The following is a 12,506-nucleotide window of genomic DNA, read 5'->3' as shown; positions in this document are numbered from 1 at the left end:
GACCCCATGACCGTGTGGATCCACCACCGCCCGGACGCCGAGGTGGACGCCGAAATCGCCACCGCCGCAGGCGCTCTGGCGGGATTGCGCCTCGCCGTCAAGGACAATGTGGATGTCGCGGGCCTGCCGACGACCGCCGCCTGTCCGGACTTCGCGTATACGCCGGATCGGGACGCGCCCGCGGTTGCCGCGCTGCGCGCGGCCGGTGCGGTCGTGGTCGGGAAGACCAATCTCGACCAGTTCGCCACCGGATTGGTCGGCACCCGCTCGCCCTACGGCGTCGTCGAGAACGCGCTGCGACCCGGATATGTCTCGGGCGGTTCGAGTTCCGGGTCGGCGGTGGCGGTCGCGACCGGGGAGGTGGATATCGCCATCGGCACCGACACGGCCGGGTCCGGGCGCGTACCGGCCGCGTTCCACGGCCTGGCCGGTATCAAGCCCACCGTCGGCGTGATCTCCACCGAGGGCGTCGTCCCCGCCTGCCGCTCCTACGACTGCGTGACGATCTTCGCCGCCGATCTGCGCTTGGCCGATCGGGCCATGGGCGTCATGGCGGCGGGTGCGCCGGGCCGGCCGTGGCCCGCCGACGTCCGGCTGGCCGCGCCGCCGCAGCCGGTGATCGCGGTGTTCAGCGCGCTGCCGGAGCTGGATCCCCAGTGGCACAGCGCCTTCGGGCGGACGGTCGCGGCACTGCGCGATCGGGGCGCGACCATCGTGCAAGTCGATCCGGAGCCTTTCCTGGCCGCCGCCAGGCTGCTGTACGACGGCGCGCTGGTCGCCGAACGCTATGCGGCGGTGGGCGAATTCCTCGACGCACACCCCGAATCGGCCGATCCCACGGTCGGATCCATCATCCGCGCCGCCCGCGAGCTACCCGCGTATCGGCTGGTCACCGATCTGGCCGCGCTCGAACGCCTGCGCGCCACCGCCATGGCGAGCCTCGCGGGGGCGGACGCGCTGCTGACCCCCACCGCACCGGCCCACCCGACCATTGCCGAGGTCGCCGCCGATCCCATTGCCGTGAATGCCCGGCTCGGCACCTACACCAACTTCTGCAATCTCTTCGACCTCTGCGCGGTCGCCATCCCCACGGATGAGCCGCATTTCGGCGTGACCGTACTGGCCCGCGCCTTCGAGGACGCCGTGGCGCTCGATATCGCCGCCCTGATCACCGGCGCCGCGCTCGACCCGGGCAAGCCGTGCTGGCCCGCGACGGTCGCGGCCGCGCACGATCTGATCGTCTTCGGCGCGCACCTGCGCGGCCAGCCCCTCGAACACCAGCTGACCGACCTGGGCGCGCGCTGGTGTGGCCCGGTCGAGACCGCTCCGCACTATCGCCTGGGCGCGCTCGACACGGTGCCGCCCAAACCGGCCGTAACCCGGGTCCCCGCAATGGAATCCGGTGTCGCGGTGGCCGGGGAACGCTGGCTGCTCTCACCCGCCGCCCTCGGCCGCTTCCTCGCGGCCCTGCCCGCGCCCATGCAGCTGGGCGCGGTCGAACTCGCCGACGGCACCTGGAACACCGGGTTCGGCTGCACCGGCGCGGCCGCCGAATCCGCCAAGGACATCAGCGAATACGGTGGCTGGCGCGCGGCGCTGGCCGCCGGGGCGGTGAGCTGACGGTCCGTCAGTTCTGCCAGAGCGCCAGGACGCGGTCCGCGTCCGACTTGCCCTGCGCGCGACCGGCTTCCAGTGACGGGACCCGGGTGGCGGTGTCGAGCGGGTTGAGGCCGAAGGCCGCGGTGGCCGCCTCGTCCGGGGCGATCACCTCGACCCGGGCGCCGGCCGCGACCAGGCCCGCCACCTGGGCCTCGAGTTCCACGTCCGGCATGGGCGCGATCACCAGCACCCGGGCGTAGCCGGTGGCGAGATCGGCGTTCACCGACGTCCGGACGCCGCCATCGGTGTAGCGCGCGCCGTCGACCGTGGCGCAGGGCCACACCATGGGCACCGCCGAGCTGGCGGTCACCGCGTCGACCAGTGCGACACCGGAATCCTTGTCGAAGACCCGCAGCTCGCCCGTCTCGGCGTTCACCGCGGCGATCCGGACATCCCGATCGGACCATTCGTGCACCGGTAGCCGGGTCTCGATGACGGCCCGCCGCTCCGGCTCCGGAACTGACTCCGCGCGCAGCGCGAGCGCGCCGATACGCTGCCGGCGCTCGATCGAATCCACCTGCAGTTCCTCGATGATGGCGGCCAGCGCCTCCCAGAGCCCGGCGAACTTCTCCATCGAGGGCACGATCTCGCGGCTCTGCACCGCCGGATCCACCTGCCGCCGAACCAGTTCCGCGAGTTCGAGCCCGCTGCCCACCTGGGCGGCCACATTGGATCCGGCGGAGGTGCCGAGCAGCAGATCCGCCCCGGTCACGTCGGCGCCCGCATCCGCCAGACCGGCGAGAATGCCCGTCGCCCAGGATATCCCGGCCACCCCGCCGCCGCCGATCACCAGCGCACGTTCCGTCGTCATACCCGCACTCACTTTCCTACCCGCTGAGAAAGACACCCTGCGGGACGAAAACTACCGGCTGGGCCGCCGGAGCGGCGGCTGTGGCTCGATTTCCACCACTCATTCCGAGACGTGCGTCGCGTCGGGATTGGTGGCGTCGCGAATGATGCGCAGGCTCGCGGTGAGCTGGTCGAGTTGCTCGGGGCTGAGCAGGCCGGTGAACCAGCGGTCCACGCCGTCGAGGTAGGCGGGCAGCACGCGTGCCACGCGCGTGGCCCCGGCGGCGGTGAGCACCGCGTAGCAGCTGCGCCGGTCGGCGGGATCGGCCTCGCGGCGGACGAAGCCGTTGCGCTCCAGGCGGTCCACCAGCCGGGTGACGCCGGAGGTGGACAGGCTGGTCTGGACGGCGAGATCCGTCATGCGCAGCTTGCGGCCTGGTGAACGGCTCAGGCGCAGCAGGGCATTCAGGTCGAGTCCCGACAGGCCATTGCGCTTCCAGGTCTCCTCGAGCCGGGCGATGAGCCCGTCGTGAGCCTCGTAGAGCAGGCCGATAGCCGTCAGCCGGGGGTCGTCGAAGAGATTGGGATCCACGGTGACCAGCCTAGACCAGACGTTTTCAGTGCGGATAGTTGACATGCGGAACATTTTCGATATCTTGTTGCTAACGCAATATTCCGCACTGCAAACTATATGGAGGTTCCGATGACGACCGAGCGCTGGGTGGCGGGATTCCGTGCGCCGCTGGTGAATCCGGCCGAGGAGATCAAGCTCGCCGAGCCGCGGGCATTCGCCCGCGAGACCGTGCGGCAGGTGGTGCGGGTGGCCGGCGGCGGGTCACGGCTGCGCGTGCGACTGACCAATCGCTACGGCACGGACGAACTCGTGATCGGCGCGGCGCGGATCGCCGTGCGCAAGACGGGCGGCGAGATCGTGCCCGAGACCGATACCGCGGTGCGGTTCGCGGGGTCCGCGGCCACCCGGATCCCGGCCGGGACCGATATCGTCAGCGATCCGGTGGACCTGGCCGTCGAGGCGGGAGCCGAACTCGTGCTGAGCGTGTACCTGCCCGAACCGGCGCTGCCCGCGTTCGCGCAGTTCCCGGTCGAGAGCAGCTGGATCAGTGCCGGCGATCGGACGGGCGACGCTGCTCCGTCCGACGCCGAGGAGACCGCGGCGCGGTTCCTCCTCACCGGAATCGACGTCGCCGTCGACTCCGAGGTTCCGGTGCTGGTGGCCTTCGGCGACTCGTGGTTCGAAGGCTTCGGCTCGACCCACGGCGCGAACCGCCGGTCGGTGGATGTGCTGAACCAGCGGCTGGCTACCGGGTGGGCCGTCAATCAGGGCATCGGCGGCAACCGGCTGCTCACCGACGAGATCGGCGAGCACGGGCTGGCCCGGTTCGAGCGGGATGTGCCGTCGGTGCCGGGGATCGCGGCCGTGTGGGCCAACTTCGGCATCAATGACCTGATCCTGGCCGGCACCGCGACCGCCGGGGCGCTCATCGCCGGCTTCACCGCGCTGGCCGAGCGGGCGCACACGGCCGGACTGCCGATCTACGCCAACACCATCGGACCGTTCGGCGGGGCCGTCTACCCGGGTCTGGCGGTGGCCGAGGGCATTCCGGTGCGGCGCGCGGTGAACGAGTGGCTGCGCACCACCACGGTGTTCGACGCCGTCTTCGATGTGGCCGCGGCCGTGGAGAATCCGGCGGATCCGGACTTCATCCGGCCCGAGTTCGACAGCGGCGACGGCATGCATCTCAATGACGACGGCGCCCGGGCCATGGCGGAGGCGGTGGATCTCACCGCGCTGCCGCCGGCCTTCCGGTGAGCGGCCGGCGCTGTTCAGCGCGGTTTGACCTCGGCGAGCAGCTCGGGTCCGCGGGCTTCCAACCGGGTTGTCGCCCAGCGGATTCCGAGTGCGGCGCCCAGCCCGCCGAGCAGTACGCCGATCGGCAGTGCCGCCCACTGGAATAGCGAGTTGTGGAGTGCCACACCGATTCCCAGTATCGCGAGCACCGGGGCCGCCGTCAGCAACTGCACCAGGCCCACCGCGAGCTGCATGAGGATCTTCAGGCAGCCGGGATTGCCCGAGCCCGCGAACGGGTTGCCGCGCTGCGGCGGCAGGGCGAAGGCGGCATGCGTGGACAGGAACACCACGGCCCCGACGCCGACGCCGACCAGCACCGGCAGCGTCGACAGCGCCCAGACGTACAGGTACGGCCGGCCGAGTGCGCCGGGCAGGACGAGGGTGGCGAGCACCGCCGGCGGGGTGACCAGGAGCAGCCAGGCATAGGCGCGGCCCCGCACATCCGCGCGTGACGCGCCGGGCGTCACCAGCGTCTGCCAGATCGCGGTGCCGTCGAATCCGTACAGGTTGGTGCTGGACATGGTGGCCAGCCACACCACGAAAGCGCCCGAAAACGGGACGGTTCCGCTACCGCCGGTGCGGAGCGACAGGAAGATCGGCAGCACGAAACCGATGAGCAGCAGCGGCAGCAGGGCGGCGCGGCGACGGCTGTCGCGCCACCAGGTGCGCAGCTCCTTGGCGACCACGGCGCCGACCGCGGTGGCGGGGACGAAACGGTCGAGCAGCCTGCCGCCGGTGTCGACCACCTGGCCGGCGGGTGCGGCCGGGGTGGTGAGGCGGCGTTCCAGCAGGACCGCCCAGGACTGCCACAGGATCAGCGACAGCAGCGCCAGGCCGAGCAGGGGCAGCAGGGCGAGCAGGTAGTCGCCGCGGGCCGCGGCCTCGACGGCGTAGGGCGCCCAGCCCGACGGGACCGCGCGCAGTGTCACCGACAGACCGCTGTGGTCGCCCTCCAGTTTCGGGCCGACCGCTGAAACAAGCAGGTTCAGTGGGTAATACGCCAGGCCGATGAGGGCGGCGAAGAGCACGCCCAGGTCCTTGCCGCGCCGGGACCGCATGGCCGCGCCGAGCCAGGCCACCACGACCCGCGACAGCAGCACCACGAATACCAGTTGCAGGACCGCGCCGAGCGCCGCGATCGCGGTGGCGCCCAGGCCGATCGGCGCGGCGAGCAGGACCAGGCCGCCGAACGCGATCAGGTTGACGGTGGGTGCCGGCCCGACGAAGGCCGCCGCGCCGAGCCCATAGGCCAGTTGCCGAGTCGTCAAGGGCAGCAGGCGGAATTGCTCGGGTTGCAGGGTCTCGTCGCTGCTGCCGGTGAGCACCGGGCCGCAGATCCAGCCGAGGGTCCAGGCCGCGAAGATCGCCGCCGCCACGGTCACTCCCCCGTGCACGGTCTCGTGCGCGCGGGCGATGATGAGCGCGGTGGCCACGGCGGCGATCAGGCCGAAGACGCTGCCGGTCCAGAAGTTCAGTGCCGCACGGCCCTCCCGCATGTGCCGCGCGGTGATGCGCAACCGCATGCGGATCAGGACGCCAACCACGACAGCCCCTCCTCGCCGCCCACGCGTCCGCCCACCAGCCGCACGAAGGCCTCCTCCAGGGTGCCCTCGCCGCGCACCTCGGTGAGCGTCCCGCCCGCCACCACCCGTCCCCGGTTGATCACGGCGACCCGGTCGCAGATGGATTCCACCAGTGCCATCACATGACTCGACAGCACCACCGATCCGCCCGCGGCCACGAACCGCTGCAGAATCGTTCGAATGGTTCCCGCCGACACCGGATCCACCGCCTCGAACGGCTCATCCAGCACCAGCAGTTTCGGTGCGTGCAGCAGAGCGGTGGCGAGGCCGATCTTCTTCCGCATACCCGCCGAATAATCAACCACCACAGTGTTTTCCGCGCCGTCCAGCTCGAGCACGTGCAGCAGCTCGTCCGCCCGCCCCGACCACGGTCGCCTTGTCCATCCCGCGCAGCAACCCGGTGAAGTTCAACAGCTCCCGCCCGGTGAGCCGCTCCGGCAACGCCAATCCATCCGGCAGCACCCCCACCACGGTCTTCGCCCGCACCGGATCCGCCCACACCTCATGTCCGAAGATCCGGGCCGCCCCATGATCCGGCCGCAACAAACCCACCGCCATCGACAGCGTCGTCGTCTTCCCCGCCCCGTTCGGCCCCACCAGCCCGAAGAACGACCCGGGCGGCACTGCCAGGCTCACCCCCTCGACCACCCAGGGCCCGCCGAACTTCTTGTAGAGCCCGTCCAGCTCCAACGCCAGTTGCCCGTTGGTAGTCATTTCCCCTCCTTGAAGCGCTCGGGCGGCACCATTGCCCACGATACGTACGAGCCCGCTGTTCAAAGAGTCATCGCCGCAGCACTCGCCTACGCAACGAAGCGCGCGAATATATATTCGCCAACGCCGTCGATATAGGCCCGGATGAGGCATCCCGCCGTAGCACGCGAGCTCGAGCCGCTGATCGAGCACGGCCTGGCAGCCACCTGCGCCACACTGGAAGCCGAGGCTCTGTTCAGCGCCAGGACCCCCACCAGTACGAACAGATCAAGTCCCGTCGACGTATCGCCTACGAGTACCTCCCGACCGACGACGAACATTGGCAGTGCGCGTTCACCATCCAGCGAGTGGCCCGCACCGGCCGCCATCGCGCGGTCGGCATGCCTGACCTCTTGACCGCCGTCCTTGCAAGCCAGCACCGACTCGTCCTGATCCACTACGACGCGGACTTCGAGGCGATCGCCTCCGTCATCGACCTCGACCACCGCTGGGTCGTTCCCCGGGGCGGCCTCGAAAACCCTTGACACCTCGCGAGGCCCGGCGCAGAGTGCGTCGAGCCCAGGGTTCAGCGGGTGAGGGTGGTGAAGAATTCGCGGATGTCGCCGGTGAGCAGGTCGGGGACTTCCAGGGCGGGGAAGTGGCCGCCGGAGTAGAACTCCGACCAGTGCACGATGTTGTGGGCCTTCTCCGCGTAGCGGCGGATGGCGAAGTCCGCGGTGGTGAACACCGCGACACCGGTCGGGACCGTGCCCTTCGGCTTCGGGGCGGACATCGTGTAGTCGTGGAAGCGTTCGTAGTAGTAGTTGGCGACGCTGCGAGCGGTGTCGGTGAGCCAGTAGATCGCCACGGTGGTCAGGATCTTGTCCCGATCGATCGCGTCCTCGGGCAGCTCGTGGCCGGCGTCGGTCCACTCCTTGTACTTCTCCACGATCCAACCCAGCTGTCCCGCAGGCGAATCCGCCAGCAGCTGCGCGATCGTGTTCGGTCGCGACCCGGCCAGGTTCATGTAGGCGGAGCCGTCGTCCTGGAACTGCTTCATCGCCGCCAACTGCTGCCGCTCCGCCTCGGTGAGCGCGGCCATGTCGGCCGGGTCGCCCGTGGGAAAAGTGACCAGCGCGTTGACGTGCACCCCGATCACGCGGTCGCTGAAATCGCGGGCCACGCGCGGCGCCACGAATGCGCCATGGTCGCCGCCGTGCACCCCGAACCGCTCATACCCGAGCCGGGTCATGAGCTCGGCCAGCGCCGCAGCGACTTTCCCGTCGTCCCAACCGGTTTCGGTCAGCGGACCGGAGAAGCCGTGCCCCGGCAGGGTCGGGATGACGAGGTGGAAGGCCGGGGCGTCGGCCTCGCCGTGGGCGACCGGATCGGTCAGCGGGCCGATCATGTCCAGGAAGTCGGCGGGGGTGCCGGGCCAGCCGTGGATGAGCAGCAGCGGGGTCGCGTCGTCCCGTTCGGAGCGGATGTGCAGGAAGTGCAGGTGCTGCCCGTCGATGGTGGTGGCGAACTGCGGGTGGGCGTTCAGCGTGGCTTCGATGGCCCGCCAGTCGAACTTCTCGACCCAGTAGCCGGCGAGTTCACGCAGGTAGGAGGTGGGGACGCCGCGTTCCCAGCCCGTGCCCGGGACCTCGTCGATCCACCGGGTACGAGTCAGGCGCTGGTTCAGGTCGTCGAGGTCGGCCTGCGGGATGTCGATGCGGAAGGGGCGGATGCCGGTGTCGCTCATGACATCGAGTTTTCCGATAAAGAGGGGCCTTCCACGTCACGACAATTCGTTATTCCCCGCGCCGCACCGACCCACGACCGCCCACTGGGTAGGCATCCGACGCCTAGGCTCGGCTCGGCACTGGGTCGGCGAGCCCCGCCGCCGCAGTATTGATTCGTCACCGCATCCCGACCACCCGCAGAGGACGAAATCCCATGTACCACATCGCCGTAAGCTTCGACGTCCCCGCCGACCGCCGCGACGAGTTCATCGCCGCCGCCCTGGAAGACGGCCGCGACTCCGCCGCCGACGAACCCGGCACCCGCCGCTTCGAACTGATCGCCGACGCCGACAACCCCAACCGCTTCTACCTCAACGAGGCCTACGACGACGAGGCCGCCTTCAACCTCCACGCCAAGGGCCCCCACTTCGCCCGCTTCTTCGACATCATCAACTCCTTCGCCACCGGCCCCACCTGGCTCATCAAAGGCACCCGAATCGAAGACCCACAGGCCTGACCCACCTCCCCTGCGCGGCTGAGCACCACCCGGAGGTCAGCCGTGCAAGATGGTGACCACCATGATCACCACCGCGTTCCTTCAGTACTCCGGCAATGGCCCGATGCGCCACGAGGAGAGCCTGCTGGCGCAAGGACTTCGGCAGCGCGGCATCCCGATTCGCTTCTATACGATCAAGCGCATCCATCGCCGAGAGCTCCCCCTGGGCCCCGACACCTTCATCGCCGGCGACATGGACGCGATGCACGGAGCCATGCGCCAACTGGGAATTCCCGTACCGGATTCGGATGACTATCCGAAGTGCCTGCACGATTTCCTGCACCGGAAAGTCTGGACCACCACCCTGGGCGATCTCGAGCGCGAACTGGAAAACGGTTCCATCCCACCGACTTTCGTCAAACCCGCCGAGCGACGCAAGAGCTTCACCGGCACGGTCTGCTACTCCGAACGAGACATCGCAGCTCTCGGCAGAACCAGTCGCCGCCAGCGGGTGTGGTGTTCGGAACGCGTCTGCTGGCTTTCCGAATTCCGCGTCTACGTCGTCGACCGACAAGTCGTGTCGATCGACCACTACGACGGCGACCCCACAATCCGCGCGGACACGACGGTGATCGAATCCGCCATCGCGACCTACCACCGCAGCGGCACCGCCCCCGCCGCCTACGCCATCGACTTCGGCGTCCTCACCACCGGCCAAACAGCCCTGATAGAAGCCAACGATGGCTACGCACTCGGCGCCTACACCATCCCCGCCGACACGTACACCACCCTCATCCTCCACCGCTGGCGCGAACTCCTCGCCTCCACAACCCCAGGCCCGCCCACCGCCACCAGCGACCCAATACACCCCTGAATGCGATGGGCTTGGATGTGCGGTGGGCGCGGATGCGTGATCGTGCTGTCCGTCGCTGGGCAGGCGTGCAGTAGACGTGCACCAGTTCGGTCATGGCGTTGGTCACCGGGCCCGGATCGATCAACGGCCGCACGGATTCGACGTCGGGGACGCCGGTGGCACTGAGCGGTGGCACGAGGGCTTGGTACACAAACCATCTGGCGGCGAGACTGAGGGCGGACCAGAGGCATCCGCTGCTGCCGATGTGGGGTACCGATCGCTGGTCGATGCGGATAACGATGTGCCGGCCGGACACGAAAGTGTCCGGCCGGCAACAGGAGACGGGTCAATTGGGACGTCGAGGATCTCGATCGCACCCTGTGATGTTCACAGTGGTGTCGAGTTCGTGGGGGTACATGCCTCCAGTTGATCTGCGAGTTGGCGAGGGCGGGCGAGCGGGATCATGTGGCCGCCGTCGATCTCGTTGGGGACGACGCCGAGGCGTTCGGCGACGATACGGCGCATGAACGCGGCGGGCAGGAAGCGGTCATGACGGCAGAGCAGGAAGGTCGTCGGTGTCGCCGGCCACGTGGGCAGGGGCCAGGGTTCGGTGAACGGGGTGGCGGATTGCCGGCGGCTGTGTTCCCGGGCCTGGGCTGCCAGCTCGGGCGGGACATCGTGGAAGAACAGAGCATCCTCGTCGTCGGGGTGTCGGCCGTCGCGTTCGTCCTGCCGATGGCGGGCGTGCTCGTAACCGGTATTGGCCCACCACTCACCGGGGGCTTCTCCAGGCCGCGGGATCATCGCGGACAACAGCACCAGTCGCCGGACCGGAACGCGGCGGCAGACCAGCGGTGCGGTGAACCCACCGAAGGAGTGGGCAACCAGCACGGTGTCGGTGTGATCGCTGATGGCAGCGGCCACGGTTTCGGCATACTCGGGCAGCCCGGCCGCGTCGTCGTCGCAGGGCAGGTCGGGAGTGGCCACGCGGTGGCCGCGGGACCGTAGCTCGCTCGCGAGCCGGTGCCAGTACCAGGAATCCGACCCAGCCCCCGGGATGAACACGTACTCGGTCACGCCTGCCCCCGCTGCGTGAACTCGGCCGCTGTGGAGCCACCAGGGAACCGGGCCTGGAAGTCCAGCACCCCCACCCAGTCCGGCCGCACCGCGATCCGGGCCATCCGTACCCCGGGGACGTCGACGGCCGCGACCTGGGCCGCGGCTTGCTCCTCACCTCCGTAGCGGCGGAGGGCCAGCGTGTACTCCGGCACGATCCCGTCGATCACGGTGACCTGCGCACGACCACGCAGCAGTAGTACCCGCGGTGTTGTTTCGGCGGCGTCGATCGTGATCGCCACGTCGGGTCTGGTTCGCAGTGCCTCGATCTTGCGTGCGGGGACGAAGGTGGACAGGACTACTTCGTGCCCGGTCCAGTGGAACAGCATCGGAAACACGCGTGGGGTGCCGTCGGCGGCCACATACGCCACGCGTGCCAGCTCGGTCGAGGTCAGCAGGTCCTGTGCGATGTCGCTGTCCAGCAGGCGGACATCGCCCTGCGGCAGTGCCGCCATTTCCTCGTGCGTCAACATGTGTACACCCAGCTCCTCGGGGTCATCGACCACGCCGGTCGCGGTCGTTCCCCTGTGAGACCGGCAGTGCGCGAAAAAGGAATCGGAGCCGAATCAGGGCAGGGCCGCAGGCAGACCGAACGCGGCGAACACCTCGGGCCCGAACGCGGTGATCTCGACGATCTGCCCGTCCTCGACACGCACCACGTTGAGCACCTGTGCCCGGTAGACCTGCTCATCCGGTCGGCAGAGGTAACCGGCCATGGCCGGCTGCCGGTTCGCCCGAACCGGCACGCCCCGCCACTGCCCCTCGTGCAACGTCGAGCCCGGCCCCAACGCGTTCTCGGCGAACGCGGCGACCTCCGAACGGCCGACGAAGGAGTACGGCAACGGCGGCATGGACAGCCGCACATCCGCGCTCAACAACTGCGCGAACGCCGCGATATCGGCGCGCTCGTGGGCGGTCATGAAACGCCGCAGCAGCTCCCGCTCTTGCGCAGTCGGGACCATAGTCTGCCCGGAGCCGCGTTGCGGCAGATGCGTCCTCAGCACAGGTCGTGCCCGCTGCAACGCGCTCTTCACCGCGGCCACGCTCATGCCCAGCAACTCACCGGTCTCCGCCGCTGACCAGCCGAGCACGTCTCGCAGGATCAACACCGCCCGCTGCCGAGCCGGCAAGTGCTGGATCGCGACCAGGAACGCCAGCTCGATGGTCTCCCGCGCGACCACCACGGCCTCCGGCTCCGCCTCCGGGTCGGCCACCGGCTCCAGCAACCGATCCGGAAACGGCTGCAACCATCCCACCTCCGCCGGTCCGCCCGCCTCGCCCGCCGCCGGCTGCCGCGGGTGCCGGTCGAGGAAGTCCAGGCACACATTCGTCGCGATCCGATACAGCCACGCCCGAAATGTGGAGCGGCCCTGGAAACTTCCTCGATAGCGCCATGCCCGCAGCAACGTCTCCTGCGCCAAGTCCTCGGCCTCGTCGAACGAGCCCAGCATCCGATAGCAGTGCACGCGCAACTCCCAGCGGTGACGCTCAGCCAACCCCGCGAACGCCGCCTCGTCCCCAGCATCCGCCGCCGCGACGCTCTCACTCTCCACCACCCCGACCGTACCCACAGGGCTCGACAATCGCCCCAGCCATCTGCTGGCCGCCCGGCATTCTCGGTGAGGAGCATGGTCACCGCATGCGGCAGCGCACGTCCACATCGACCCGGCTGAGGTTGCTCAACGAGTAGTCGCTTGCCGCCGGTGGCGAACAGGGTGTTCGT

General features: G+C 69.3%; 14 protein-coding genes. 4 read left to right on the top strand and 10 right to left on the bottom strand.

The genetic code is table 11. The annotated features are described in order from the left end of the window. Positions 1 to 6 precede the first annotated feature (6 nt). Positions 7 to 1,620: an allophanate hydrolase gene (gene atzF, locus AB0L60_RS17170; RefSeq protein ID WP_364614270.1), complete on the top strand. Its 1,614-nt coding sequence runs from the start codon at positions 7 to 9 to the stop codon at positions 1,618 to 1,620. A 7-nt stretch (positions 1,621 to 1,627) separates the two neighbouring features. Here the strand turns inward: atzF and AB0L60_RS17165 are convergent, their stop codons facing one another. Beyond that, positions 1,628 to 2,470 (bottom strand): patatin-like phospholipase family protein, encoded by an 843-nt coding sequence (locus tag AB0L60_RS17165; RefSeq protein WP_364614267.1) that lies wholly within the window; start codon positions 2,468 to 2,470, stop codon positions 1,628 to 1,630. Between the two features lie 99 nt (positions 2,471 to 2,569). Next, positions 2,570 to 3,040, bottom strand: coding sequence for a MarR family transcriptional regulator (locus tag AB0L60_RS17160; protein ID WP_364614263.1), 471 nt, complete (start codon positions 3,038 to 3,040; stop codon positions 2,570 to 2,572). Positions 3,041 to 3,151: 111 nt separating this feature from the next. On the opposite strand from AB0L60_RS17160, the gene AB0L60_RS17155 reads away from it, so the two are divergent. Then, positions 3,152 to 4,279, top strand: a complete 1,128-nt coding sequence (locus tag AB0L60_RS17155; RefSeq protein WP_364614260.1) for a GDSL-type esterase/lipase family protein — start codon at positions 3,152 to 3,154, stop codon at positions 4,277 to 4,279. A 14-nt stretch (positions 4,280 to 4,293) separates the two neighbouring features. Here the strand turns inward: AB0L60_RS17155 and AB0L60_RS17150 are convergent, their stop codons facing one another. From AB0L60_RS17150 to AB0L60_RS17130, 5 genes are all read right to left on the bottom strand, one after another. Continuing rightward, a complete protein-coding gene (locus AB0L60_RS17150; protein ID WP_364614257.1) occupies positions 4,294 to 5,862 on the bottom strand; it encodes a hypothetical protein in 1,569 nt (522 codons plus the stop codon). Beyond that, positions 5,847 to 6,206 carry an AAA family ATPase gene (locus AB0L60_RS17145; RefSeq protein ID WP_364614572.1) on the bottom strand — a complete coding sequence of 120 codons (360 nt, stop codon included), beginning with the start codon at positions 6,204 to 6,206 and terminating at the stop codon, positions 5,847 to 5,849. Before AB0L60_RS17145 ends, AB0L60_RS17150 begins: the two co-directional genes overlap by 16 nt. Beyond that, the gene (locus tag AB0L60_RS17140; protein ID WP_364614254.1) at positions 6,199 to 6,615 is read right to left on the bottom strand and encodes an ATP-binding cassette domain-containing protein; all 417 of its coding nucleotides are present in this window, start codon (positions 6,613 to 6,615) and stop codon (positions 6,199 to 6,201) included. Before AB0L60_RS17140 ends, AB0L60_RS17145 begins: the two co-directional genes overlap by 8 nt. Before the next feature lie 86 nt (positions 6,616 to 6,701). Continuing rightward, positions 6,702 to 7,097, bottom strand: coding sequence for a hypothetical protein (locus tag AB0L60_RS17135; RefSeq protein WP_364614251.1), 396 nt, complete (start codon positions 7,095 to 7,097; stop codon positions 6,702 to 6,704). Between the two features lie 80 nt (positions 7,098 to 7,177). Next, positions 7,178 to 8,338: an epoxide hydrolase family protein gene (locus AB0L60_RS17130; protein ID WP_364614248.1), complete on the bottom strand. Its 1,161-nt coding sequence runs from the start codon at positions 8,336 to 8,338 to the stop codon at positions 7,178 to 7,180. Positions 8,339 to 8,532: 194 nt separating this feature from the next. Here AB0L60_RS17130 and AB0L60_RS17125 point away from each other — a divergent pair, with 194 nt between their 5' ends. Together AB0L60_RS17125 and AB0L60_RS17120 are read left to right on the top strand one after the other, a co-directional pair. Beyond that, entirely contained in the window at positions 8,533 to 8,835 is a 303-nt protein-coding gene (locus tag AB0L60_RS17125) for a putative quinol monooxygenase (RefSeq protein WP_364614245.1), read from the top strand. Positions 8,836 to 8,896: 61 nt separating this feature from the next. Continuing rightward, positions 8,897 to 9,688: an ATP-grasp domain-containing protein gene (locus tag AB0L60_RS17120; protein ID WP_364614242.1), complete on the top strand. Its 792-nt coding sequence runs from the start codon at positions 8,897 to 8,899 to the stop codon at positions 9,686 to 9,688. Between the two features lie 366 nt (positions 9,689 to 10,054). Here the strand turns inward: AB0L60_RS17120 and AB0L60_RS17115 are convergent, their stop codons facing one another. From AB0L60_RS17115 to AB0L60_RS17105, 3 genes are all read right to left on the bottom strand, one after another. Next, positions 10,055 to 10,744, bottom strand: a complete 690-nt coding sequence (locus AB0L60_RS17115) for an alpha/beta hydrolase (protein ID WP_364614240.1) — start codon at positions 10,742 to 10,744, stop codon at positions 10,055 to 10,057. After that, positions 10,741 to 11,256 (bottom strand): pyridoxamine 5'-phosphate oxidase family protein, encoded by a 516-nt coding sequence (locus AB0L60_RS17110; protein WP_364614238.1) that lies wholly within the window; start codon positions 11,254 to 11,256, stop codon positions 10,741 to 10,743. The genes AB0L60_RS17115 and AB0L60_RS17110 overlap by 4 nt, the downstream gene beginning before the upstream one ends. A 93-nt stretch (positions 11,257 to 11,349) precedes the next feature. After that, entirely contained in the window at positions 11,350 to 12,336 is a 987-nt protein-coding gene (locus AB0L60_RS17105) for an RNA polymerase subunit sigma-70 (RefSeq protein ID WP_364614235.1), read from the bottom strand. Positions 12,337 to 12,506 lie beyond the last annotated feature (170 nt).

The sequence above is a fragment of the Nocardia sp. NPDC051981 genome, from assembly GCF_040680715.1.
In the GTDB taxonomy this organism is placed as follows: domain Bacteria; phylum Actinomycetota; class Actinomycetes; order Mycobacteriales; family Mycobacteriaceae; genus Nocardia.
The sequence above is the reverse complement of the archived record's forward strand: the minus strand, read 5'-3'. Positions and strand labels throughout refer to the sequence as shown.